21 protein-coding genes are annotated in these 26428 nt (G+C 55.1%); 6 read left to right on the forward strand and 15 right to left on the reverse strand.

Annotated features, from left to right (window positions below):
- Positions 1–120 precede the first annotated feature (120 nt).
- Both LVD14_RS13500 and LVD14_RS13505 read right to left on the reverse strand, forming a co-directional pair.
- Positions 121–1785, reverse strand: coding sequence for an electron transfer flavoprotein-ubiquinone oxidoreductase (locus tag LVD14_RS13500; RefSeq protein WP_237134580.1), 1665 nt, complete (start codon positions 1783–1785; stop codon positions 121–123).
- Between the two features lie 66 nt (positions 1786–1851).
- Complete coding sequence (locus tag LVD14_RS13505; RefSeq protein WP_237134581.1) at positions 1852–2766, reverse strand: TIGR01777 family oxidoreductase; 915 nt, start codon at positions 2764–2766, stop codon at positions 1852–1854.
- 192 nt (positions 2767–2958) lie between these two features.
- Here LVD14_RS13505 and LVD14_RS13510 point away from each other — a divergent pair, with 192 nt between their 5' ends.
- A complete protein-coding gene (locus LVD14_RS13510; RefSeq protein WP_237134582.1) occupies positions 2959–5121 on the forward strand; it encodes a TonB-dependent receptor plug domain-containing protein in 2163 nt (720 codons plus the stop codon).
- Between the two features lie 91 nt (positions 5122–5212).
- On the opposite strand, the gene LVD14_RS13515 is transcribed toward LVD14_RS13510, so the two are convergent.
- A complete protein-coding gene (locus tag LVD14_RS13515; RefSeq protein ID WP_237134583.1) occupies positions 5213–5944 on the reverse strand; it encodes a class I SAM-dependent methyltransferase in 732 nt (243 codons plus the stop codon).
- Positions 5945–6121: 177 nt separating this feature from the next.
- Here LVD14_RS13515 and LVD14_RS13520 point away from each other — a divergent pair, with 177 nt between their 5' ends.
- Positions 6122–7306 carry a CaiB/BaiF CoA transferase family protein gene (locus tag LVD14_RS13520; RefSeq protein ID WP_237134584.1) on the forward strand — a complete coding sequence of 395 codons (1185 nt, stop codon included), beginning with the start codon at positions 6122–6124 and terminating at the stop codon, positions 7304–7306.
- Positions 7307–7327: 21 nt separating this feature from the next.
- Here the strand turns inward: LVD14_RS13520 and nfsA are convergent, their stop codons facing one another.
- The 3 genes from nfsA to LVD14_RS13535 all read right to left on the reverse strand — a co-directional run bounded on the left by nfsA (position 7328) and on the right by LVD14_RS13535 (position 10969).
- On the reverse strand, positions 7328–8065 hold the full coding sequence (nfsA, locus tag LVD14_RS13525; RefSeq protein WP_237134585.1) for an oxygen-insensitive NADPH nitroreductase: 738 nt from the start codon (positions 8063–8065) through the stop codon (positions 7328–7330).
- Complete coding sequence (locus tag LVD14_RS13530) at positions 8062–9258, reverse strand: serine hydrolase domain-containing protein (protein ID WP_237134586.1); 1197 nt, start codon at positions 9256–9258, stop codon at positions 8062–8064. Before LVD14_RS13530 ends, nfsA begins: the two co-directional genes overlap by 4 nt.
- A gap of 322 nt (positions 9259–9580) precedes the next feature.
- On the reverse strand, positions 9581–10969 hold the full coding sequence (locus LVD14_RS13535; protein ID WP_237134587.1) for a Do family serine endopeptidase: 1389 nt from the start codon (positions 10967–10969) through the stop codon (positions 9581–9583).
- A 201-nt stretch (positions 10970–11170) separates the two neighbouring features.
- Here LVD14_RS13535 and LVD14_RS13540 point away from each other — a divergent pair, with 201 nt between their 5' ends.
- Positions 11171–12439 carry a transcriptional regulator gene (locus LVD14_RS13540; protein ID WP_237134588.1) on the forward strand — a complete coding sequence of 423 codons (1269 nt, stop codon included), beginning with the start codon at positions 11171–11173 and terminating at the stop codon, positions 12437–12439.
- 7 nt (positions 12440–12446) lie between these two features.
- Here LVD14_RS13540 and LVD14_RS13545 read toward each other — a convergent pair whose 3' ends face one another.
- The 6 genes from LVD14_RS13545 to LVD14_RS13570 form a co-directional block, all read right to left on the reverse strand.
- Positions 12447–13754, reverse strand: coding sequence for an NAD(P)/FAD-dependent oxidoreductase (locus LVD14_RS13545; protein WP_237134589.1), 1308 nt, complete (start codon positions 13752–13754; stop codon positions 12447–12449).
- 150 nt (positions 13755–13904) lie between these two features.
- Positions 13905–15122, reverse strand: a complete 1218-nt coding sequence (locus LVD14_RS13550) for an acyl-CoA dehydrogenase family protein (RefSeq protein ID WP_237134590.1) — start codon at positions 15120–15122, stop codon at positions 13905–13907.
- A 54-nt stretch (positions 15123–15176) separates the two neighbouring features.
- Entirely contained in the window at positions 15177–15941 is a 765-nt protein-coding gene (locus LVD14_RS13555) for an SDR family NAD(P)-dependent oxidoreductase (RefSeq protein WP_237134591.1), read from the reverse strand.
- Between the two features lie 176 nt (positions 15942–16117).
- Positions 16118–16963, reverse strand: coding sequence for an SDR family oxidoreductase (locus LVD14_RS13560; protein ID WP_317622725.1), 846 nt, complete (start codon positions 16961–16963; stop codon positions 16118–16120).
- Positions 16956–17972: an NADP-dependent oxidoreductase gene (locus LVD14_RS13565; RefSeq protein WP_237134592.1), complete on the reverse strand. Its 1017-nt coding sequence runs from the start codon at positions 17970–17972 to the stop codon at positions 16956–16958. The genes LVD14_RS13560 and LVD14_RS13565 overlap by 8 nt, the downstream gene beginning before the upstream one ends.
- 25 nt (positions 17973–17997) lie before the next feature.
- Positions 17998–19218, reverse strand: a complete 1221-nt coding sequence (locus LVD14_RS13570) for an aspartate aminotransferase family protein (protein ID WP_237134593.1) — start codon at positions 19216–19218, stop codon at positions 17998–18000.
- A gap of 438 nt (positions 19219–19656) precedes the next feature.
- Between LVD14_RS13570 and LVD14_RS13575 the strand changes: the two genes are divergently transcribed.
- Complete coding sequence (locus tag LVD14_RS13575) at positions 19657–21153, forward strand: hypothetical protein (protein WP_237134594.1); 1497 nt, start codon at positions 19657–19659, stop codon at positions 21151–21153.
- A 45-nt stretch (positions 21154–21198) separates the two neighbouring features.
- Here LVD14_RS13575 and LVD14_RS13580 read toward each other — a convergent pair whose 3' ends face one another.
- The 3 genes from LVD14_RS13580 to LVD14_RS13590 form a co-directional block, all read right to left on the reverse strand.
- Positions 21199–22386: a CaiB/BaiF CoA transferase family protein gene (locus tag LVD14_RS13580; RefSeq protein ID WP_237134595.1), complete on the reverse strand. Its 1188-nt coding sequence runs from the start codon at positions 22384–22386 to the stop codon at positions 21199–21201.
- Positions 22387–22932 carry a chorismate--pyruvate lyase family protein gene (locus LVD14_RS13585; RefSeq protein ID WP_237134596.1) on the reverse strand — a complete coding sequence of 182 codons (546 nt, stop codon included), beginning with the start codon at positions 22930–22932 and terminating at the stop codon, positions 22387–22389.
- 85 nt (positions 22933–23017) lie between these two features.
- Positions 23018–24055, reverse strand: coding sequence for an OmpA family protein (locus LVD14_RS13590; protein ID WP_237134597.1), 1038 nt, complete (start codon positions 24053–24055; stop codon positions 23018–23020).
- A gap of 248 nt (positions 24056–24303) precedes the next feature.
- Between LVD14_RS13590 and phoB the strand changes: the two genes are divergently transcribed.
- Positions 24304–25017, forward strand: a complete 714-nt coding sequence (phoB, locus tag LVD14_RS13595) for a phosphate regulon transcriptional regulator PhoB (RefSeq protein WP_237134598.1) — start codon at positions 24304–24306, stop codon at positions 25015–25017.
- Positions 25018–25063: 46 nt separating this feature from the next.
- A complete protein-coding gene (gene phoR, locus LVD14_RS13600) occupies positions 25064–26398 on the forward strand; it encodes a phosphate regulon sensor histidine kinase PhoR (RefSeq protein ID WP_237134599.1) in 1335 nt (444 codons plus the stop codon).
- Positions 26399–26428 lie beyond the last annotated feature (30 nt).

A 26428-nucleotide genomic window follows, 5' to 3' on the forward strand; every position in this document is an offset into this window, starting at 1 on the left:
CCCCGGCCATGGCGTCCCGCCATGGCCATCCCCATAGTCAAGCGATTCTCGACGCTCTGATATCAGACCGTCAATCCTGAAGTTTCATTCCAGCAAGCCTGGCGCAAGTGATGCGACGGCCTACATGTTTGGATAGCTTGGACCGCCGCTGCCCTCAGGGACTACCCAGCGAATATTCTGCGCCGGATCCTTGATATCACAGGTCTTGCAGTGCACACAGTTCTGCGCGTTGATCTGGAAGCGGCGCGTACCATCGCTTTCCTCCAGAACTTCGTAGACACCGGCCGGGCAGTAGCGCTGCGCTGGTTCGTCATACAGCGGCAGATTGTGCTTGATTGGCACTTCCGGATCGATCAGCTGCAAATGGCAGGGCTGATCCTCTACATGGTTGGTATTCGAGAGAAACACGGAAGACAGCTTGTCGAAAGTGATCTGACCATCCGGCTTGGGATACTCAATCTTGCGGCACTGATCGGCTTTTTTCAGCTGGGCATAGTCCGGTGTCGTGTCATGGAAGGTCATCGGAAAATGACCAGCAAAAATATTGTGCTCGATGAAGGTCAGACTGCTTCCAATCCAGAAACCGAACTTGTGGAAACCAGCGCTGAAGTTACGGGCCTTGTGCAGTTCGTCGTGCAGACTGGACTTGCGGAAGCGTTCGCCGTATTCAGTCAGGTCCTGACCGGTTGCAACTTCATCCTGCTTGAGCGATTCCATGATCGATTCGGCGGCCAGCATGCCAGAACGCAAGGCTGTATGGCTGCCCTTGATTTTGGCAGCGTTAAGAGTGCCGGCATCACAGCCAATGATCAGACCACCCGGGAAGCTCATCTTTGGCAGCGAATTCAAACCACCCTTGTTGAGGGCACGCGCGCCGTAGCTGATGCGTTTGCCGCCTTCCAGGTACTGTTTGATGACAGGGTGAAGCTTGTACTTCTGAAACTCGTCATAGGGGCTGATGTGCGGATTCTGATATCCGAGATCGACAATAAGACCCACATAAACCTGATTATTTTCCGCGTGATACAGGAAGCCGCCACTGGAACCAGCATAGCTGTCACCGATCATCGGATAGCCGGCGGTGTGCACGACCAGCCCTTCCTTGTGTTTTTCCGGCGGAATTTCCCAGACTTCTTTTAGACCTATACCGTAATGCTGTGGATCGCTGTCCTTGTCCAGCTCAAATTTGGCGATCAACTCTTTGCCCAGGTGTCCCCGGCAGCCTTCTGCGAAAATTGTATACTTGGCGTGGAATTCAAAGCCGGGCTCGAAGGCGTCTTTCTTTTCGCCATTCGCGTCAACGCCCATGTCACCCGTGGCGACACCCTTCACCGAACCATCTTCATTGTAGAGAATTTCGGCAGCGGCAAATCCGGGAAACACCTCGGCGCCAAGCTCCATGGCCTGGTCAGCCAGCCAACGGCACAGATTACCCAGTGAAATGATGTAATTGCCGTGATTGCGCATGGGTTTGGGCACAATCATGTCAGGAAAACGCACGGATTTCTCTGCTCCGGGCAGGTAATATATGTCATCGCCTGTGACGGCGGTATGCAAGGGCGCGCCTTTTTCCTTCCAGTCTGGAAACAGTTCAGTCAGTGCTGCAGGTTCGAAAACCGCACCTGACAGAATGTGAGCACCGACTTCAGAGCCCTTTTCCAGAACGCAAACCGATATCTCTTTCTCTGCTTCCTGTGCCAGTTGCAATAACCGGCAGGCAGTCGCCAGACCCGCAGGACCCGCTCCTACGATAACGACATCGACTTCCATAGATTCGCGCTGCATAAACTCACTCCCCCTGACTTTCGCGGCATTACGCGTGATGGCCCTTACATGGGCAGCGTATTATCCTTAATTCAACCCTAAATCGCAAAGGCAGGCCTGTAGCGCCCCATGGATTTCCGGGTATTGAAATGTAAAACCGGCATGTTCGAGCCGTGCCGGCAAAACCTGCTGCCCTTTCAGCAGCAGCTGGTCACCCATCTCGCCAAACATCAGCAGTACCATGGCGGGAGGCTGGTGGAACACAGCTGGACGGCGCAGCAGATCCGACAGAGTATCATTAAACTTACGGTTGCTGACCGGGTGCGGCGCTGTGACGTTAAATACACCTGTTTGCTCGTGGTCCTGCAGAACCCATTGCAGCGCATTTATCAGGTCAGTTCGATGAATCCAGGACAGCATCTGTTCACCGTGCCCCAGGCGACCACCCAACCAGAATCGATAAAACGGCAACAGACGCGCCAGCATACCGCCACCAGCTCCCAGTACCACACCAAAGCGCATCAGGCAGACTCTCACTCCCAGCGACTCCGCTTTGCGGGCTTCATCTTCCCAGCGCTTGCACAGCTCATGCGAGAACCCACTGCCTCCACTGTCTCTTTCGGTCAGCGGTCGATCACGCTCGGTCCCGTAATACCCCACGGCGGAGGCGTTGATCAGACACTCGGGCTTGTGGTCGAGACGTTGAAGCAGCTGAATGACCTCTCGCGTTGTGTCCAGCCTGCTATTCATCAAAACCTTCTTCCGCGCAGCTGTCCAGCGTTTTGCCGCAATACCTTCTCCCGCCAGATTGATGACAGCGTCAAAGTGTTCGTCCTGCCCCAGCTCATCGAGGTTGCGAACCAGTTCCGGGCCAGCACCCAGTTTGACTCTGGCTGCCGCATAATCGCGCACCAGAATGGTCAGTGAGTGGCCCGCAGCAAGCAGTTCACGAACCAGCACCTGACCTATAAAACCAGTGCCGCCTGTCATCAGAATCCGCATTCAAATTCCTCCGTTGCCGCCTCAGGCAGCTTGCCAGAATTATGCCCACATTATGGCAATTCGCCCTCAGAATCTCACAAATTGTCACAACAGTGCGATGCATTTTTTTGATAATATTCGGATTATTCTAAATTACACCCCGTAGATTCGATCCACGACTAACCCGAATAGCCGCATCTTTTTGGAGTATTCATGACGCGCAAGATCATTATCTCGCCTCTAATTCGTGCCAGTGCACTCAGTCTGGTTGCATTCAGTCTGGGCGCGCTGGTTAACCTTGCCTACGCCACCGAACAGAATCCAGATCTCGAAGCACAGGACGAATCGTCCACCGTTATTTACCCCGCCTCATTTTTTCAGCCCTACAATCCAGTGTCGGTCAACGACATGATAGACCGGATACCCGGTGTAAGCATCAGTGGCAATTCCGGCGGCCGGGGTCTTGGCAGTGGCGGCGACCTGCTGATTAACGGTCAGCGTCTGGCTGGCAAGGACAATTCTCCGAGAGATCAGCTTAGCCGTATTGCGGCACGTGAAGTAGAACGTATTGAAATTATTCGTGGCACCTCTGGCGAACTCGCGGTTCGTGGCTCTGGCCAGGTGGTCAACGTTGTTCTACAGGACAGTGGAGCGCGTGCTTCCACCTCCGTGGAGCTTAGTACTGATCGCCAGATTGACGGCTCTCTGCAGCCCGGCGGATCCATTTCACACAGCCGTCAAAGTGGCGGCCTCAGCGTCATGCTGAGCGCTGCAGCTGACCCGCAGTACTGGCATGAAGAGCGTCTAGAGCGCAGTTTTGCGCCAGACCTGACACCCACCCAGCTGATGGAAGAAGACAAAGTCCGTGATCGCATGCGTTATCAGACCAGCGCCATCATGGGCTACCAGCTGAACCAGCACCGCATGCAGCTCAATGCGCTGTACGCCACCGCAGACCACCCCGTCGATGTGGACCGAAGTTATTTTGCCCCAGGCACCAATAATCAACTGACACGCCTGGAGCGGGAGCAGTTCGACAACGTAAACAACAACTGGGAAGTCGGTGGCGACTACGAATATACCTTCGACGACGGTTCGCGTGCCCTGCTTCTGTTCATCGTGAACAGCGACACTAATGACTACACACGCAATCGATTTGACAACGACGCACCCGGCCAGATTGATGGCGAAGAACGCAAGACGCTGTTTATCGACTCTGACCGACAGACTCAGGAACGCATTGTGCAGACAACCTACAACTGGGGTCTGACGGATACGCAGGACATGCAAGTGGGGGTTGAACGGGCTCAGACCATTCTCGATTCAGCTCTGCTGATCGGTCGCGACAGCGGTTCTACGGCGCCATCACCAGAATTCGGGGGCCTGCGCCCGGCACTGGGTGTCTCCAACCTGGGGTCTACCGTCGAAGAAATGCGCTACGAGGGTTTTGCCGTTCACAACTGGACACTCAATGACCGTATGACACTGGAAAGCAGTGTTGAATATGAGACTTCTGAGATATCTCTGTCCGGCAGCGCCAGCAACTCGCGCGAGTTCAGTTTTATCAAGCCTTCTGTGGACTATCGTTTCAATATCACTGAGGCACTGCAGCTGCGTGCGACTGTTGGCAAGGAAGTGCAGCAGCTTAGTTTTGAGAATTTCTCGGCCACTGCCAACACCTCAGACAACGAGCAGGACGCCAATGCTGGCAACCCTGATCTGGTCCCGACCCAAGAGGTTCGCTATGAACTGACGCTTGAGTATCGCCTGCCCAATGAAACAGGCGTTGTCAGTTCACGCTTTTTCCTGAGAGACCTGGAAGACCAGATCGGCCGTGTTGACGCGACCGTGAACCCCAGCTCGCCGATCTCTGCTGCCGGCAATATCGGTGACGCAAAACGTTGGGGTGTTTATCTCGATGGCAGCACACGGCTGAACATGCTGGGCCTGCCAGATGCGCTGATTTCCACCAGCCTGTATCTGTTTGACTCGGAAGTGACCGACGCATTGCTTGGCACGACAGAGCGCATCAATGGGCGCGGGCGTTTTCAGCTGGGATTCCAGCATGATGTTACACGCTGGAATTTCAATTACGGCTTTAATTACGGCATGCCATTGAATGGCGGCAATCGCAATGTCGACATCAGCAGCATTGACTGGTCACACGATCCGACCAGCCTGACCATGTTTGTATCCACCGTGATGTTTGATGATGTAACGTTCCGTCTGGAATCTAACAACACACTGGGTGACGAATGGTGTCGTAACCGGGTTCGCTATGATGGTACGACAGCGTCCGGCCAGATCCGCGAACTTGAGGACGCCTGCTGGAGTGCTGGCCAGAAACTGGCGCTGAAGGTAAGAACAACGTTCTGAAGAATGCTCCGGTTCTGATCCTGTGGTTCAGAACCGGAGCAAGCAGACGGGCCTTGCGGCGCTGAACTCTCAGGTGCAGCGCCAAACCGAATCAGGACTCTGGCTTGGAGAATACGAACATATGCTGCCAGGGCAAGAAGTCCAGCGTGTCGTCCCATTCCAGACCAAATACACTCATTTCCCGCACCACCTGCTCCACACTCATCTTGTGAAGTGGTCGAATTGGCACCGTATCGTCTTCCGCGCGATATTCAACCAGAAATACACGACCACCCGGACGCATGGCGTCATAAATAACCTGCATCATTTCAAACGGGTGCGAAAACTCATGGTAGGCGTCAACCAGTAGCACAGCATCTACACTATTGGGTTCCAGGCGCGGGTTATCCACTTCACCCAGTACCATTTCCACATTATCCAGCCCCGTTTCTGCCTTGCGCTGCTCGATAATGGCCAGCATTTCTGGCTGAATATCCACAGCGATCACCTTGCCCTGTGGTACCTGCTGTGCCATGCGGAAGGAAAAATATCCGGTGCCAGCGCCAATGTCTGCCACCACATCGTCGGGTTCCAGATTCATATTGGCGACCACTTCATCTGGCATTTCTTCGTGTGTGCGCTGGGTGCGCTCCAGCCAGCCGGCCCCTTGATGCCCCATCACACCGGAAATCTCGCGTCCCATGTAGAACTTGCCGATTCCGCCCTGGCTTCGGCCTGGATCGTGCTCATAACCCGGGTGTTCCGCTGACTGGGCTGACGCGGCAAGAAGGCCGGCAGCGATCAGCGCAAACATGCCCATCTGTCGCGCGATTAGTCTCTTCATTTGCAATACTCCTGTGTGAACCGGACCCTGATTGTAATGCAATCGCCGGACTAACGCAGCCAGGACTCTGACGAGATACCGCACAGACAGCCATGGACTTGCCATGAAAGTCAGCTGTAAAATCGAGCGCTTGTCTTATGACCATTCGAGTCAACCACAGCCGAGGAAGAAGAAATCATGAGCAAGGTGTTGGAAGGTATTCGTGTACTGGACTTCGGTCGCTATATTGCAGGGCCCTTTTGTGCCAGCCTGCTGAGCGATATGGGCGCGGAGGTCATCCGCATTGAGAAAGTTCAGGGCAGCGAGGACCGCTTCCTGTCGCCAGTATCAGATGCGGGTGACGGCGCCCTGTTCATGCAGATGGGCCGCAACAAACTGGGCATGACCCTGAATCCGATGAAACCGGATGGCCGCGAGATTGTCCGCAAGCTGGTCGCCAGTGCCGATGTTGTAGTCGCGAATCTGCCCCCCGATACTCTGCAGGCCATGGGGCTGGATTACGACAGCCTGAAGGCAGTAAAGCCCGATATCATTCTGACCATGATTTCCGCATTCGGTACCGGTGGCCCTTACAGCAATCGGGTAGGGTTTGACGGACTGGGCCAGGCCATGTCTGGCGCGATGTATATGTCAGGTACACCTGATCAGCCGGTTAAGTCCTATGCGCCATTTATTGACTTCGGCACCGCCAGCCTGAGCGCTGTCGGAACCATGGCAGCCCTGCTAGAGCGACAGAAGACCGGTCGTGGCCAGGTTGTCGAAGCCTCGCTGTTCAATACGGCCCTGACCATGATGAATGGCACGCTGATCGAACAGGCCATGATTGCACCCGATCGCGTCGCCACTCTCAACCGCTCGCAGACCTCCGGACCCGCAGACACGTATCGTACCAGGGACGGCTGGGTGCTGGTGCAGTCAGTAGGCGGGCCATTGTTTGAACGCTGGGTCGAACTGATGGGCGAACCGCACTGGCTGGAGGATCCCCGCTTCAAGGACGACATCAGCCGTGGCAACAACGGTGAGGTGATCAGCGAGCGGCTGGCAGCCTGGTGCGCTGAGCGCACATCGGCCGAAGTACTCGAGACCATGGAAAAGGCGCGTATTCCTGCCGGGCCGGTCATGTCACCCCAGCAGGTGCTGGACGACCCGCATGTTGCAGCAAGACAGATGTTTGAAAAACTGAGCTATCCGGGGGCAGATAAGCCCGCGCCAGTCATGAAGACGCCATTCAGTCTCTCCGCGACGCCACCATCAGTGGAACGCCGCGCACCGACGCTGGGCGAGCATACTGATCAGATCATGGCTTCTCTGGGTTATGATGCTGCCCAGATTGACGAGCTACGTGGCAAACGGGTTATCTGATCAGCAAGACAACTGTCGCTGTCACTTGAAGTCGAAACCCTGCTCAGCCAGAAATCCTCGCATATGCGGCCTGGATTTTTCGCTGAGCAGTGTTGAAACCTGCTCGCTCCAGCAAATGCCGTGTCCACCGCCCGTGCGGTTACGATAATACTCGCGAACCGCCTCATCATAATCATCAATAAGCGCCGCGTCCTCACTGTCGTCGTAGGTATCCTGCTTGAGGATCACTGGCAGAGGCAGACGAGGCTTGGTTTCAGGGTCCTGATCCGGATATCCGAGACACAGGCCAAAAACCGGATACACTCCGCGTGGCAGTTTCAGCAGGTCCGACACCTGACGTGGGTTGTTACGTAAACCACCGATATAACAGATGCCCAGCCCTTCCGATTCAGCGGCTACCACAACATTCTGTGCGAACAGGGCAGCATCAACCGTTGCGATGATAAATTGCTCGGTATATTCGCCCGAGAATGGCTTCTGGTACTTTTCACAGCATTTGCCGGCGCGACGCAGGTCGGCACAGAACACCAGAAACTCTGCCGCCGCAGCGACATAAGGCTGGTTGCCGGCGTAACCGGCCAGCGCCTGACGGCTTTCCTGGCTGGTGACGCGAATGATGGTGGCACCCTGCAGGAAGCTTGATGTTGCCGCGCACTGCCCGGCCGTTATGATCTGCTCAAGCAGGCCATCGGCCAAAGGCTGATCTTTGAATTTTCGTATGCTGCGATGCGCCTGCAGCAATTCCATGGTTGCATTCATTGTGATGTCACTTCTGCCAGAACGGTATCAAGAAACTGGGGCACAACGTCATTGGCCAGTGAGGTCGTGGCATTAAACAGCACGACCATGCCGACGTCGTATTCGGGGATCAACACCATTTCCGAACGGAAACCGCGAACACCACCGCCATGGTGCACAATCCTCACCCCATCGTAGTCCATGATGCGCCAGCCCAGGCCGTACCAGGCCTTCTGTACCTTTGGCCAGCGGTTGAAATAGTTGCCGTAGGGGGTTTCCACAACCGGAGTATGCTGCATGGCCAGCAGCTCCGGGGATAAAACATCCGGTACGCCGCCCAGATTGGCCTGGACCCAGCGCGCCATATCAACAATCGTGGCATTTACACCGGCAGCCGGGCCGGCTGTGTAGTAGGCAGGATTGGTTGTGCTGACGCGCCAACCGCCTCGCCCACGCTGATGCGGCTCACTGGCATACGGGTTATTGATATAGTCCTCGTAGCCCATGGAGGCCGAGCGCATCTGCAGCGGCGCAAAAATATTCTCACGCACAAAATCGTCATAGTGGGTCTGCAGACTGGCTTCTACGACATCGGCAACCAGCGAGAACACCACATTCTGATAACCGTAGCATTCCCCGGGTGCACAGACTGTGGGAATCTCGTGAAATTTTTCCTGAATCTTCTGATAGGCCACGCCAGCATCAAGCATGTTGGAAAATGCATGCGGCATCAGCCCAGTTGAATGACTTAGGACGTGACGCAGGGTCATACTCTGCGTGGCAGGATCGGTGCCAATCGAGTATTGCGGCAAAATACCAGCGACAGGGTCATCCCAGCTGAAAATATTATGGCTCACCAGCTGTGAGGCCACCGTACCGGCAAAGGTTTTTGACACCGAGGCGATGCGGAACACTGTTTGGGCGTCTACTGTCTCATTTTCTGCAACACTGCGCACGCCAAGCGTCTGGACATCAATCAGCCCTCGCGAAGAAACGATTGCCAGAGCGACACCCGGGATTTCCAGCTCATTGACCTGGGCCTGTAACCAGTTTTTGTAGGCACTGTAGTCCAGCTGCTCGGCCGGCGATACGGGTTGTGGTAATTGCCCTGGCGATAACTGCTGAAACGTGGCCGGGCGATAGTTACCGGTGCCTGGAAGTTCCTCAGCGTGTGTCATCCCGGAGATGGAGAGGCCGGCAACCGCTGTCAGCATCACTGACGCCAGCAGTCGCGCCGAGCCATGCGTTCGGCCGCGCCTTGAGCCCGGATTATTCGCAGAAATGTGATGGAACGGTTTTCGGGGCAAAAACAAAATACCAACCTGCCGGGCGAAATCGAGTTGCCATGGAAAATACCATGACAAGCAAATATTGCAAGTGTGAGGCTGCGAATGGGGCGATTTTGGGGTGCCTGACAGTCACAAAAAAAAGGCCAGTCGGCGGCAGACCGACTGACCTGAAACGGGCAGAGAGCATCTATCAACACGCTGCTATATGCCCATCACAACGTGCCTCTTGCGGGATTCAGCTTGCCTGTCAGGGCATGATCACCAGAATCTGCTGACCGTCACGCTCTACTGTCAGTGCCATGACCCGTGGTTCAGCGTTGATCAACTCGTTAATGTCAGACAGGGCGTCCACCGGTTGACGGTTGAAAGCAGTGATCAGGTCACCAGGCCGCAATCCAGCGGCGAATGCCGGGCTTCGCTGATCAATATTAGCCACACGAACGCCGTCCGATGTCTCATCCAGCAGCGCACCAAAGAAGCGATTGTCATTCAGGTCGCGACCCTGGTCGGCATCACCACCGCTGTTGTCGGCGATCGCACTGCCGCCCCCCGGAATGGCAACCACCACATCACGGGCACGACCATCACGAATCACTGACAGGGTCAGCTCACGTCCAACACCTGCCAGTCCGACAGCATTGCGCAGATCACGACTGCTGGCCACCGGTTGACCTTCAATGGCCACCACCAGATCCGACACCTGCAGGCCTGCACGCGCCGCCGGAGAATCCGGGGCGATCTGCATGATCAGCGCGCCCTGTTCGGCACCCAGCCCCAGACCTTCTTCCAGTACCGGGGTATGGTCGCGGATGATCACACCAATCTGACCGCGGCGAACCTCACCATCTCGAATCAGGTGGTCCATGACCGTGCTGACCATATTGGCTGGCACAGCAAAGCCAACACCTGAGTTGGTGCCCGAGCCAGATATGATTGCGGTGTTGATGCCCACCAGCCGTCCATTGAGGTCGACCAGCGCACCGCCGGAGTTACCGACATTGATGGCGGCATCGGTCTGAATGAAGTCCTCGTAGTTCTCATTGTTAATGCCGGCGCGACCCAGCGCACTGATGATGCCCGAGGTCACAGTCTGGCCGATGCCAAACGGATTACCGATAGCCACTACGTAGTCACCAACCCGGTAGTCATCTTCGGAAACGAAGGACAGTGCCTGCAGATCATCGGCATCAACCTGTAGCAGAGCGATGTCGGTGCGCTCGTCACTGCCGATCAATTCCGCTTCAAAGACGCGGCCGTCCTGCAGTGCAACACTGATGGTATCCGCGCCGGTCACTACATGATGGTTAGTAATGATGTGTCCCTGTTCGGCATCAACCACGACGCCAGAACCGGCACCGCGCGATCGACGCACGGGAGGCTCACCGGAAGGACCACCGAAGAAATTGAAAGACTCGGGCAGCCGCTGGGATTTGACCACAGCAATATTGACGACTGCTGGTGTGACCTGTTCAAGCATGGGTGCAAGCGATGGCATGGGGCCTGCCACGCGACCCTGTACATCAAGCTCTGCACGTGATGGCGTGGTGACTCCCAGGCCGACCACCAGCAGTGCGAACAGTACTAGTGTTGCGACGCCTGAATGTCTGATATTTGCTACTGACTTCACTTTGACCATGAATTGCGTCTCCCGTTGATATTTCGACGCTTGTCAGAATACGGACAGCCATCAGTAAATAACTGAGGAAAAGCGGAAAAAAACATCCAGAAAATGTGAAATTGCAGCGATTGCAGGTGAAGGACTGCCAAAATAATCGCCGTTATGTTACAAATATTCACAACAGGAACTTTGCCGCATGGTCAATGCCTAAGCAGTACTATGAGTAATATCAGCCACCTGGAAAACAGCTCGGTAGACAACAGCATGAATTCACAGAATTCGCGCCTGTGCGACCTTGAAGGCTTCTGGCTGAACAGCTGGTGGGTGGCACCCGAGCACCGTACATTGACGCTGGTGACTGGCGGTGCCAAAGCATCGGCTCAAGGTTTCGGCGACCTGCAGGTGCTGTGTGAACGCACACTTGAACCACGCCTGATGAAACTGCTGTGCCGCCTCGCAGAACAGCCTGGTCGTGTGGTCAGTCGCGAGACACTGGTCGAATACCTGTGGCCCCGCGTCATCGTCAATGATAATTCTCTGACCCGGGCAGTCTCCGATCTGCGCAGAGCGCTGACGTTGCAGACCGCATCGGTCACTGACTCCTCTGTCAATGCTGATGCGGATACCCGGCCAGTGCGGATTGAAACCGTCCCCAAGCGCGGGTACTCCCTGTCTGGCACTGTCGTCGTGCCAAACAATACCAATCAGGGTATCCCTGCCGGGCATTGGAGCGACAACGGCAGCAGCGAAACCGTTAACAATCTGGCAGGCACTGGCCACGCCCTTAGTGTTGGTTTGCTGAGCAGCAGGGTCTGGCGGTGGTTGCCGGCTGCGGCAGCGGCAGTTCTCCTGACAGGCAACATTGCGCTGGAATTGTTCTCTCAGTCGAACCAGAACCCGGTTGCTCCGCTGGCCTCCGGACAGCCTGCGCAAGTGGTGCCAGGTGAAACATCACCCGGCATGCTCGACGAAGTTCGCAGCAATCGGTCATTGCCAGCCCAGGCAAGCTCTGCGTCGATGATCGATTCAGCGGCAACGGCCACCATGACAGGCAGTGAGCTTGCATCAGGCGCATCGACGCTGCATCTTTCTCCATCCCCGCTTCTGTGGGAAAGCGATCAACATGATTTCGCGATCGAGGGTGATGCCTTACACCAGCTGACAATGCTGGCACCGGATGGACATATTCTGGCCTATGTGGAAAAACAGGGCGGTGTGTCCAGCCTCAAACTGAAACCCGCGTTTGCGGAATCAACGGAAACCTGGGTCGCCTTCACGACAGACGAACAGATTACATCAATGCAATGGTCTCCGTTGGGTGACGGCATCCTGTTCACCGTCGTCAACAAGATGCTGGAAGCCAGTGACGCGGCATACAAGCGATTGATGCTGCTCGATATGGGAACGCTCGCGCTGCACGAACTATACCGAAAACCGGTAACACCAGTGCAGCTGCATGAACCTGAACAGAGTGGAAAGTTGACCTGATACCTGCCTAGCTGACGACGGCCTCAGGTGCCCGGCGACTTGTCGCGTCGTGAGCCGCCGATTGGCGCTCACTCAGTCTCGTCACCACGCGCAGCGCGCTGACCACCCCATCCTCATGAAACCCCTTGCCCCACCATGCCCCGCAGTATGATGTGGTCGCGGTATTGATCTGCTCCCAGCGTCCCTGTGCATCAGCCGCAGCACGGGTGAAAACCGGGTGTGCGTAATCATACCGGCCAAGAATCTGCGTCTCGTCTATCCGGTCCGTGTCATTCAGACTCACCAGAAAATTCACGGGCGCATCGATGCCCATCAAACGGTTCATATCGTAGGTGACTCTTGGCAGCCCTTCTGGTTGTGCCGGCAGATAATAATTCCAGCTGGCCCAGGCGCGCCGATTGTCCGGCATCACCCGGACATCGGTATGCAGTACAACATCATTGGCCTGATAGCGGATCGCCGATAGCACATCTGACTCAGCAGAGCTGGCATCTCCCAGGATCTCAAGGCACTGGTCGCTGTGACAGGCAAAAACAACATGATCAAAATGCTCCTGCCCGCGAGCACTGCTGACCAGAACGCCTCCCTCGTAGCGACGCACCTGTGTGACGGGTGTGGATAGATGAATACGATCCGAGAATGGCGCTGACATTGGCTTCAGGTAGGCCTGCGAGCCACCCACCAGTGTCCGCCAGCGCGGTCGGTTGTGCACATTCAGCAAGCCGTGCCGATACATGAATGGCAACATGAAGCGCACTGGAAATTCGTACATCTGCAGAAACGGTGTCGACCAGATGGCCGATGTCATTGGCACCAGATACTGATCACGACAGCGATCACCGATACCGATATGCCTCAGGTATTCAAGCAGTGTCATGTCCGGAATTGTGTGGTTTTCAACATCAGCAATTGCCGCCTTGTTAAATGCCAGTATGTCCAGCAGCATCTTGATATAGGCGGGTGAGAACAGATTGCTGCGCTGAGCAAACAGACCGTTGTACATGGCGAACCTGCCAGTGACACCTGCATACTGAAGTCCCGTCTGCTGACACTGCACCCCGAAACTCATGTCTGATTCGCGCCAGGCGATCCCAAGCTCGTCCATAAGCGCAATAAAGTGCGGGTAAGTCCAGTCGTTGAAGACGATAAACCCGGTATCTACCTGGTAGTGTTGACCATCAAGTTCCACGTCAATGGTCGCGGTGTGACCACCGATACGGTCGGAGGCTTCGAACACCGTCACGTCATGATTTGGGTTTAACTTGTAAGCGGCAGTCAGGCCGGCGATACCGGTCCCAATAATGGCAATTTTCAACGCAGCATTCCTTGTAATTCTGGCGACTCGATGGATACGTCACAAATCTCAGCTTGGACTAGCGGCACAAAAAAACCCGGTCGGTAAATACCGCCGGGTTTTCTTTATTCACGCACCAACGCGCGTGGTCAGGGCGTCAATCGCGGTGCTTTAGTCGCGGTATTGGGCGAGCTCCTTGCGGGCCACAACGCGTCGGTGCACTTCGTCCGGGCCGTCGGCCAGTCGCAGCGTACGCTGTGATGTCCACAATGCTGCCAGCGGGAAGTCCTGTGACACACCTGCAGCGCCATGTACCTGGATAGCGCGATCAATGACGCGCAGCGCCATGTTGGGCACGGCCACTTTGATCTGGGAAATGGCATCACGTGCAGCTTTGTTGCCGATGGTGTCCATCAGGTAGGCAGCGCGGAATACCAGCAGACGACACATTTCTATTTCGATACGGCTATCTGCAATAACATCGTAGTTACCGCCCAGCTCGGCCAGCGGCTTGCCAAATGCTTCCCGATCAACTGCGCGTTTACAAAGCAGCTCCAGCGCCTTTTCAGCTGCACCAATCGAACGCATACAATGGTGAATGCGACCCGGCCCCAGACGTCCCTGAGAGATCTCAAATCCACGGCCACGGCCGAGGATGATATTTTCTTTTGGCACACGCACGTTAGTAAAACGGATGTGCATATGGCCGTGCGGTGCATCATCATGCCCGAATACACACATTGGCCGCAGCACTTCTACTCCGGGTGTATTCATAGGCACCAGGATCTGGGACTGACGGTTGTGCTTGGGCGCATCCGGGTCCGTTACCACCATCACGATCATGATTTTGCAGCGCGCGTCGCCAGCACCGGAGATGTAGAATTTCTCACCGTTGATGACCCACTCGTCGCCATCCAGCACAGCGCTGGTTGAGATATTGGTGGCGTCTGATGAGGCAACGGCCGGCTCTGTCATTGCGAAGGCAGAGCGTATCTTGCCCGCCAGCAGTGGCTTGAGCCATTGTTCTTTCTGTTCCTCGGAACCATATCGCTCCAGAACTTCCATATTGCCAGTGTCCGGTGCGCTGCAGTTAAACGCCTCAGATGCCAATCGGCTGCGGCCCATGATCTCTGCCAGGTGAGCATATTCGAGATTGCTGATGCCGGCTCCGCCCTGACTTTTTGGCAGGAAGAAGTTCCACAGGCCCAGAGAGCGTGCTTTTTCTTTCAGACCTTCCAGGATTTCGTCCTGTCTTGGCGTGTGCGACCAGCGGTCACCGACACTGACCTCAGCCTGGTATTCTTTTTCTACAGCGGCTACATCTTGTTCAACAAAATTGCGGATTTTCTCCCGCACTTCCTGCATTTCTTCGGACAGGCCCAGATTCATGGTCAATTCCTCAGTACTTGATTGGATAGTCGTGTTATTTGTTTGTTCGGGTGGTTAACCGGTAATGGTGCCACCGCCGTCTATGACGATTGTCTGGCCAGTCGTAAAACTGCCGGCCGATGAGGCCAGGAAGATTGCTGCTCCGGCGATTTCATCAGGCTCACCAATTCGCCGTAGCGGATATTTGGATACCGTTCTTTCGTAGGTCTCAGGGTTTTCCCACAAGGCGCGCGCAAAATCAGTTCGAATCAGGCCGGGTGCTATACAGTTCACCCGTATGTTGCTCGGACCCCACTCGACGGCAAGGTTGCGTGCTATCTGCATGTCGGCAGCTTTGGAAATGCCATACGCTCCCAACACATCGCTGCCCTTGAGTCCGGCGATCGAAGACACGATGATCGCCGCCCCGCCGCCATTGGCGGCCATGCCTGGCAGCACCATCTGGCAAAGGCGATGGGCGCTGCCAACATTCGAGCTCATGATTTTGTCGAAGGCTTCGTCGGGAATATCCTGAGATTTTCCATAAAAAGGATTCAGGGCTGCATTGATGACCAGAATATCGATACTGCCATAGTGCGCCAGAGTCTTGTCTACCAGCGCCTGCAGCTGCTCCTTGTAATTAATGTTGCAGGCTATTGGCAGTGCTTCGCCACCGCTAGCCTTGATCTCGGCTGCCACTTCGTCACAGGCATCCTGATTTCGACTGGAAATAACAACTTTGGCGCCCGCGTCAGCCATTCGCTCCGCGATTGCCTTGCCGATGCCCTTGGTTGAGCCAGTAATCAAGGCGACCTTTCCGGTCAGATCGAACAACTCCATTTTGCCACCTCCTCCAACATGATTTTAGTTTTATTGCTTGCCCGTTGTGACAAGTATCTGAGCGCCAACAACATTATAAACAAAGTGAATATAACCACCCTGGATTATAAGTCAGACCTCACGCGGATTCAAAGGCACATTTTTCTACAAGGAAGCTAGACAACCCGCATGACAGATCAGACATCTTCATGCATCCATGGTCTGCTGCCTTTGCTTATATGCGTTCCGCCGTCCACAGGAACAACTGCACCTGTCGTATAAGCGCCAGCTCGTGTGACCAGATAAAGCAGCACACCGGCAATTTCTTCAGCCTGCCCTGCCCGGCCAAGCGGGCTGTCTGCGGCGATATCATCACCATATTCAGACAGAACGTAGTCTGTCATGCGGGACTGAAAAAAGCCGGGTGCAACGGCGTTCACCGTAATATGACGCGCCCCAAGGTCGACAGCCAAAGCACGCGTCAAATGATGCAGCGCAGCTTTACTTGCCGAATAGGCGAATGTCGGCACACGCTGAACAATCGGGACATGCAGCCCATCCATTGAGCCAATATTGACAACGCGGGCAGGATCCTTCTCGTGCGCCGCGCGCTGCAGTGTCGGCAGCAGATCACGCGTCAGAGAAAATACCGCATTGACATTAGTGCTCATGACCTTGGCAAAGGCCTCATCGGGGTAGTCCTCGATGCGCGCCCCCCAGTTGGCGCCTGCATTGTTGACCAGAATATTCAGGCCCTGCTCACCGCACCATGAATCGAGTTCCTGCACCAGGCGCTGCCGATGATCTGCCGCAGTCACATCGGCCACTACTGCCTGACAGTCGCCAAGCGGCGCCAGCATGGCCAGCGCCTCATCACAACGCTGTTGTTTGCGCGAGGCAATCATGACCCTGGCTCCGCCGCGCAAAAGAGCTTCAGCCATAATGAGACCAAGCCCACTGCTGCCACCGGTCACCAGCGCTGTTTTGCCTTTTACCGAAAACAGCGATGCTACACTCAAATCCTGGCTGTTCATGTCATTCATCTGCGATTTTCACGAGTTGCTTGCCAAAATTGCGCCCTTTGAGCAGCCCCCTGAACAACTCGGGAGCATTCTCCAGGCCTTCACCAACAGACTCTCGATACTTGATTTTGCCAGCGTTGACCCATGCGCCAAGCTGCTCCGTCGCCTGCTGCCATTGGTCCTGCCACTCGGTAACCACAAAAAACCGATGCTCAGGAACGTGCCTGGCAGACTTGAGAATCTGGAACGGTGTTTCTGCTTTGGTGATATCCTGGTCGTTGTAGTTGGAAATGTAGCCGCAGATCGGCACACGTGAACCTTCATTCAACAATGGCGCGACCGCCCGGGTAACATCCCCCCCCACATTCTCAAAGTAGATATCGATACCGTCAGGGCAGCATTCCTTTAACCGCGCAGACAGATCCTCGTTTTTGTAATCAATGCATTCGTCAAAGCCGAGTTCTTCCCTGACGTACTGACACTTTTCAGCACCGCCTGCGATGCCTATGACACGCAGCCCCTTGAGTTTGGCAATCTGACCCACTACCGAGCCTACTGCGCCTGACGCTGCAGCCACAACAAGTGTTTCTCCTGCCCGTGGCTTGCCTACTTCCATTAAACCAAAATACGCCGTCCTGCCGGGCATTCCGACCACCCCAAGATGCGCGGAAAGGGTGCCGTTTTTCAGATCGACCTTCATCAGGCGCGGCTCATCATCATCAGCAACAATCAGGGACTGCCATCCCATATGAGCAGTAACATAGTCACCTGCCTTAAATCGCTCAGACTTTGATTCAAGCACGATACCTGCCGACTCACCTGTCATGACGTCGCCAACTTCCAGCGGTTTTGCGTATGACTTCACGTCATTCATGCGACCGCGCATGTAAGGATCCAGGGACAGCCAGATAACCTTGATCAAAATCTGCCCCGTGGCGAGCGGCGCAACGTCTTCCTCAACCAGTCGAAAACACTCGTCTGCTGGCTCGCCCAAGGGGCGCTTGGCCATTAACATTTTCTGATTTTTCATAACTGCTCCCAATGAATCGTGATTTTCAGGCTGACCGCATACTAGCCCACTGACCCTGAGCCCACAAGTTTCCCAGCGCGAGCTCCAGCAGCCCGACACCCTGCTGCCACTCGTCATTCGTGATCAGCAGCGAAGGTATCAATCGAACAACACCATTTCGCGTCGGCGTTACCAGCAGACCCTGATCCAGGCATTGCTCTGAGAATGTCCAGACATCCACCGAAGCAGTCAGCTCCAGTGCCAACAGCAGACCTTCGCCACGGACCTCCTGGATCAGATCCGGATATTGCTGCTTGAGTCGTTTCAGATCTGCCAGAGCCCGTTCCGACAGCCTGGCGACACGCCTGGACACCTGCTCTTCTCGCAAGTACTTCACGACAGCCGCTGCGACAGCAGACACCAGTGGGTTACCGCAGTACGTGCCGCCGTGGTCGCCCAGTTGCACACGGGCAGCAATCTCGGGACGCATCACCAGTGCAGCAAATGGCAGACCGCCCGCAATGCCTTTACCCAGGGTCATCATGTCCGGGGTCAGCGCAAAGCGGTCGCAAGCGAAGAAATGGCCAGTCCGGCAAAAGCCGGTCTGCACTTCATCAACTATCAGCAGACAGCCGTGCTGTTTGCATTTTTCTTGCAGGGCGTTGATATAGTCCGAGGTAAGTGGGCGGACACCACCCTCCCCCTGAACCAGCTCCACTATTACTGCGGCAACGGAGCCATCTATCAATTGCTCGAGCTCTTCGATGTTGTTGAGCTCGGCGAATCGATGATCGGGCAGTCTTGGCAGATATCGGGCCGCATTGTCGCTGCCTCCTGATGCTGACAAAGTGGCCAGAGTCCGCCCGTGAAAAGCACCACCGATTGACACAATCGCCTGACGCCCCGTCACCTTTCGGGCCAGTTTTAGTGCGGCATCATTGGCTTCCGCACCACTGTTGGCAAACCACATTTTGGACAGTCCCTCCGGCAGGACTTTGGCCAGTTCCTGCATAAGGGCTGCGCGCGCTGGCGAATAGGTGAACCCTGAATTGGGATTCTGCATTACTTTGGCACTCTGTTCGGCGATGGTGTTTACCATCACAGGATGACTGTGACCGAGGCAGGTGACACCCCATCCGGAGGTAAAATCCAGTATTTGACGGCCATCCTGATCCCACACCCAGACCCCCAGCCCGCGCTCCACAACCAGAGCTTGTCTTCGGCACACAGACAGCCCGTAATAATCCTCAACTTCTTGAACATTCATGCTTTTTCTCCTCGTCTACAGGTTTGAGTCCTGACGAAGTCACCTCTGGACAGGCAAAAAAAAAACCTCCGGGGCCTATGGCCCCGGAGGTTTTTGGTGCTTAGTCAGTCTTTGGTTTTAACTACTTAAATCGACTATGCTGCAATCCTCAACCCCGGTGCCACTGGCATACGCGCACGCGCTGCCGCACGCGCACGACGTGCCGCTGCTGCCAGGGCAACAGTTGCAGAGACGGGCATGAAACAGCTGAAAGAGGTCATTTAAACGTCTGATTTAGGTAAGTCCAGGCGCGGGACTGTATTTGATCTGAAGCGAACTTGTCAATAAATTCTATTTAAAACCAGTGGACTGTGTACATACGCCTGTAGCCCTGTGTTAAGGAAAATAGTACATTAAACCTGACAACCTGTGTCGCAAACCTGCCAGGTGGCCTTTGTGATGACACGATTACCAGCCCGTCGACAATCGCGCTTGACCCGAACCAAAAGGGCCACGCACTCTTTCGCCTCGATAGCATCAGCTATCGCGTTAAGCACACTCATACCCATTGCCGCCCAAACAGTCGACCCTGCTGACACAGAGGCTCTTATTGCTCAGCTTAATGAGCAGCGAGACGCACTTGCGACCATGCAACAGGAACAGGGCACATTTGGCCAGAACAGCGATGATATGCTGGCTCTACTGCAATCTCTGACAGAGACCCTGCTGCTGGCGAGGGCAGAAGGTGAGGCGCTTGAAGCTCTGGATCAACAATTGCAGATTATCAAGGTACACGACGGACTCTATTCAGACGCACAGATTCCGGTCCTGCTGCAGATAGTGGATGTGCTCGCTGGCCAGCGGCAATGGGAGGAAGTTTCTGATCGCCTGGATTATATCCACTGGATGCTGCCGCGCGCCCCAGAGATGCCGCTGGAAACAAAGCTCACTGTTCTGCAGCAGACAGATGAACGCCTGCGCTTTGCATTACTGCACGGCCCGCGCGAGCGCGAAGCCCGTTACCTGCTTCAGCTTCGGGAACAGCGTGAACAGGCCCTCGAACTGGCCCTGGATGCAGGCAACACAGAACAGATAGACGCATTGCAATACGACCTGGCGCTTGCCGAGCTGTACATTGGACTGGCAATGGTCACAACCACAGACACCAGCCAGGCGCTGATTAATGAAGAACACGGCATTCCGTCGACGACGCCATTGCGGCCACTTCAACGCATAACATCTGTCAGTGACCTGGAAACAATGTACGGCTCGCGGACGACAACCGTCATTGAGCGCGCTCATCGATCCGCCATGACACGTCACTATCAGTTGATCGAAGAAATTGGTGAGCGACAGTCAGAGGAACCCGAAGTTCAGGCGATGCTGAAATTGTATCTTGGCGACTCGGTGTTACTGCGCCAGCAATACGAGTTACGCACCGGCACACTGATCAGCGATGCACGGGGCAGCAACAACATAGGTAACGCCGCAACCTATTATCGAGACGCCTGGGAACTGTTCAAAGAGGCCGGGTACAGCGACTCAGAGCTAAATGCCTACTTTGCCTGCCCCGCTCTGCTGCCCCTGCAAACGCTGTCACTTGAATTGACAACCGGGAGCAGCCACTGTGAGATCACTGATGAAGATGCATTGATGACGATTAACAACGTCGTCATGACAGAGGGCGCATTGCCTGCATTTGCCTACGAAGAGTTGCCACAGACCCAGCGTGAAATGACCACGGACGGCGTCAAAACCCTGTTGGAGTTTCGTATCGGTATCAATGGACAGGCAGAGAACATCGACATTATCGACGCAACACCGGACACGACTGGTGCCCGTATTCAGGGAAGGGATGCTTTACGAAGCCTGCAGTTCAGACCAGTCCTGATTGATGGCGAAGCTCAGCGACGGCAAAATGTTCGACTGACCCTGATCAGCCTGAATCAGGATTGATCAGATACGGAACCCGGCCTTGGGTCTGGCCGAGGTCTTCTGCTTTCAGCGCTTTCGTTGCGCCGGCACAACACCGCTTGACTGAAGCTCATCAATCTCTGAATCCGAATAGCCAATTGCGGCCAGCAGCTGACGACTGTGCTGACTGAAGACAGGAGGCAATTCCCGAACAGAACCTGGGGTCCGCGAAAACTTGATCGGTATTCCTGTCATTTTATACCAGTCATTATCGATAAACATCTGGCGATGGCGCGTGTGCGCATGCTCAACCACCTGCGCAGTGTTGTATATCGGTCCTGCCGGCAAGCCCAGGCTCAGAAGCTTTTCAGCCAAAGCTGCACCATCGATTCGCATCAGTCGCGACTCCAGCTCGACCTTGAGTGCTTCGCGGTGCTCACAGCGACTGGCATTACTGGTAAATCTGCCATCATCCAGCAATTCGCGCGCGTCCAGGGCGGAGCAAAGTTTATCGAAGGCGCGGTTGTTGCCTGCGCCGATAAAAATATCGACAGTGCGCGTGCGGAAGGTTTCATAGGGACTGATGTTGGGGTGTGCATTACCGGTAGGCTCAGGCACTTTGCCCGACATGGCGTAATTGACGACATGAGGGTGCATCAGCGACACCGCACAATCATATAGCGTCATATCAATATACTGGCCGTGCCCGGATCGCTGACGCTCTATGACAGCCATCAGTATGGCAACCGCGGCGTACAAGCCGGTTCCCATATCAACCATGGCTACGCCCAGTCTTGTCGGGTCACCGCCTTTGATACCATTGACACTGAACCAGCCAGCCATCGCCTGCACTATGGCGTCGTACCCCGGATATCCACCTAATGGACCATCCGCACCAAAGCCGCTTATACGGCAATGAACAAGACGGGGAAAGCGTTTACTCAGGGTCTCATGGTATCCAAGGCCCCAGCGCTCCATCGATCCCGGTTTATAGTTTTCTATCAGGACATCTGCGTCGGCCAGCAGTTCGAGCAAGAGCTGCTGGCCGCGCTCGCTGGACAGATCCAGCGCCATGGCGCGCTTGTTGCGATTGACACCTATAAAGTAGGCAGCGTCCTCACCATGGAAGGGAGGCCCCCAGTCACGCACTTCATCGCCCTGCGGAGGTTCAATCTTGATAACCTCGGCGCCGTGATCGGCCAATACCTGTGTGCAATAAGGCCCACCCAGAACACGTGTCAGGTCGATTATCTTGATGCCATCCAGGGTGCCCATTTACTGAATCTCCATGTTGACAAGATGATAGCGCATTTCTGGCAGAAAGAATTCAGCGACCAGTAACGGGCGCTGCTGCAGAGAAAACAGGGATCGACGTCCCCAACATTCACTGGATCGCGTAATTTCTGGTGGCTGTCGCGACAGGTCAGGCTGTTCGAAAAGAAATCCACCCAATGGCTTGTCCCGAAGACGTGACAGCTGTCGCAGATGACCGCGCATGCTGTTATAGGGAATCAATGAATGCGCGGCAACCCAGGCTTTACCATAGAGGCATAACTCGACGTGCCGGCTCCAGAGCCAATGCCCCGGCCTGTGACTGCCCAGCAACTGCATTTGATGGCTGCTGCCTCTTATCCAGCCCTCCGCAAGCACCCTGACCTGAAACGTATCATCAGATACAGCCTGCAGACGGCGTGTCAGTGAGCCTGATTCGAGCAACCAGTCACGCCAGAAGGCATCGGGACCGGGCAGGCATTGTTGGATTGGCCGCCAGGCCTGATTGAGGTCGGCCCTGAAGGGCCTGTGCTTTAGAACATCCTGCACGGCATCTGCTCAGCTAAAGCAAAACTCCCTGCCACCGCGTCGACGGTAGCAGGGAGTTCGCTGTCATATCATGTTTGCCTGACAATCAGTTGCGCAATTGCGGACGCTGAACTGTTGTCGACATTACGCTCTCAACGCGACGGTTTTCTGCGCGGCCAGCTGAGGTGTCATTGGTCGCAACAGGCTGTGATTCGCCGTAGCCACGAGCCGAGATACGCGCAGGATTGACATTGAAACGTTCAATCAGCACGTCACGCACAGCATTGGCGCGACGCTCAGACAGGCCCAGGTTGTATTCGTCAGTACCAACGCTGTCAGTGTGGCCACCAAGCTCTGCCATCACATCATCGTGCTCGCTCAGGAAATCTGCCACCTGGCGAATGTCGTCGAAGTATTCAGGCTTGACGACTGCCATGTCAAAGTCGAACTGGACATCAAGCGTGATTCGCGCCACTTCTTCCAGCATGATCGGACAGCCACGGTCATCCACAGCGTAGTTGCGCGGGGTGTTCGGGCAGTCATCACGGCTGTCTGGAACGCCATCACCGTCGGAGTCGCGTTCAACCGGTGCCGGGGTAGGCTCTACTGTGGCCGGCGCAGGGGCCGCACCCAGATGGAACACCAGACCTGTGTCGATACCGAAGTCGTAAGTCTTGTCGTCAAAACCGTAGAAAGTGCGGGCTGCAGCTCTCCACTCGACGCGATCGCTGAAGCGGTATTTTACACCGGCGCCAAGATTTGCCGTGGTGTCGTGGTTGGTGTCGAACTTGGTATCACCAAGGCCAGCTACGAAGAACGGAGAGAAATCACCGATTTGATTGCTGACATTGTAAAGGACATCCAGTCGCAGCGCGCGCAGACGATCACGTCCGGCAAGAGTGTTCATGTTGATACGGGAGTAAGTCAGCTCAGTTGACACATGCTCTGACAGACCATAACCGGCACCCAGTGAGTATCCAGTTTCGTGATCCGATTGACGCGTGCTGTCGAAGTCCATCCACTGAACGCCAGGCACGATGTAGAATCGCCCCTCATCTGCAGCAGCAGACTGAACACCGAGCGCAAGCAGCCCTGACGCCATCGCGGCTGCCAGACCAATTGCTCGTAGTGGTTTTGTAATCATGACTTCTCCTCTGCCCCCCGGGCACTTCGTACATAAAATGGTGGATCTGCATCGGTGCAAATCCGGACCGGCATTATATATCAGCAGAATATCTAATACACATCTGTGTATCGTTTTTACGCTTCAACTCACAAATAATCTTTGTTTTACCAGCGTGTTGGCGAATATTTGCCACTACTCCGTCATAAAATTGTAATATTTCAATGTCTACAATGCCGGCATCACAAATAGATTGCAGGACGAATCAGATGACGACCGAGCCCACCATTCTTATAGTTGACGACGAAGCCGCCATACGCGACATGATCGGCGTTGCTCTGGACACGGCCGGCTTTAACAGCATGGAGGCTGAAAGCGCGCTGGAAGCCCACGTCAACATTGTGGATAAACGCCCCGATCTGGTGCTGCTCGACTGGATGCTACCCGGTGGCAGCGGCATCGAGCTCGCCCGCCGACTGAAGCGCGAGGAGCTTACGGCTGACATTCCAATCATCATGCTGACGGCCAAGACCAGTGAAGACAACAAAGTCCAGGGACTTGACGTGGGTGTTGATGACTACGTTACCAAACCCTTCTCGCCGCGCGAGCTGATCGCCCGCATCAAAGCGGTGCTGCGCCGAAGCACCGGCAATCTGCGTGACAAGCCGATTCGCGTTTTTGACCTCGAACTCGACCCAGCCAGTCATCGTGTGACCATCGAAGAAAAAGCAGTAGACATGGGGCCCACTGAATATCGATTGCTGAACTTCTTCATGACACACCCCGAAAAAGTGTTTTCCCGCGACCATATTCAGGACCAGGTCTGGGGCGCCAATGTGTACCTCGAAGAACGCACCGTTGATGTCCATATCGGTCGCCTTCGCAAAGCGCTGACGTCAGCTTCGAGCCCCGGTATCAACTACGCTGGTCTTATCCAGACCGTGCGCGGCGCCGGCTATCGCTTCTCGACAAAACCCGAATAAGCGCCTACGCTTTACAGTCATTTAAAACAATCACTGGATGTAACGTTTGTTCTCCGACTGGTATTCCGCACTTCGTCGACTTTTGTTGATTTTTTCGGCATTGCTGCTGGCTGGCTGGCTGATTGGCCAACCAGCACTGGTGGTGCTGGTTGGCACACTGATTTACCTCGTTTATCACCTGCTGCAACTGCGTCGACTTTACAACTGGCTTAAGCGCAATGAAGGCGCACAACCCTCACCACCCCCTGAGGGCCGAGGTATCTGGGGTTATGTCTTTGACGCCATGTACCTGCTGCAGCGACGTGAGCGCGAAGCCCTGCTGGAGCAAAAGAGCATTATCGACAAAGCCCAGGAGTCGACATCAGCGCTGGAAATGGCAGTAATCATGATAAGCGGCAAAGGGTCTCTGGTCTGGTGGAACCCCGCTGCCAACCGACTGCTGGGTCTGCAAAGCCCCAAGGATCGTCACCAGCCGGTTACTAACCTGATTCGCGAGCCGCAGTTCATTGAGTATTTCAATCGTGGACTCTACAAGACCCCCCTCAAGCTGAACTCCCCAGTGAAACCGTCCGTCATGCTGGAATTCCAGATCACCAGTTTTGGCGAAGGTGAACGACTGATGCTGGTACGGGATATTTCCCAACTGCATCGACTGGAGATGATGCGCAAGGACTTTGTGGGCAATGTGTCGCACGAACTGCGCACCCCCATCACGGTCATTACCGGGTATCTGGAAACCATGCTGGACGACAGAGACAATCTGCCAAAACGCTGGGTACGCCCAATCGAACAAATGGCGCAACAGTCACACCGGATGGAAAACATAATCCGTGACCTGTTGACCCTTTCGCAACTGGAGACCCGTTCAGCATCCAAACAACAGAGCGCCATCAACCTGCTGTCGCTACTGCGGGATATAAAACAGGATGCCGAACAGGTGTTTGCCGAGAAAGGCCAGACCTTTTCGCTGAACTGTGGTGATGAACATTACCTGCGCGGAAATCTGAATGAACTGTACAGCGCCGTGTCCAACCTGGTGCTTAATGCCGCCAAATATACTCAGCCGGGCGGACAGATCAGTCTGACAGCCGTCATGGGAGAACGCGGGCTGGATGTCAGCGTTGCTGACGACGGTCCGGGGATCGCACCGCATCATATTCCCAGGCTGACTGAGCGCTTCTATCGCGTCGACGAAAGCCGTTCAACTGACACGGGTGGCACAGGCCTCGGCCTGGCCATCGTAAAACACGTACTGGCACGCCACGATGCTACGCTGGAGATCAAAAGCCAGGTTGGAAAAGGCAGTCAGTTTATCTGTCATTTCCCCATCGAACGCCTGAGTAATGGCAGCGAGCAAAACCCCGAGAAACCTCAGGGTTGAATCGGATTTCAGGATGGGCGGGAAAACCGG

The sequence above is a fragment of the Pseudohongiella sp. O18 genome (assembly GCF_021729085.1).
Lineage (GTDB): Bacteria > Pseudomonadota > Gammaproteobacteria > Pseudomonadales > Pseudohongiellaceae > Pseudohongiella.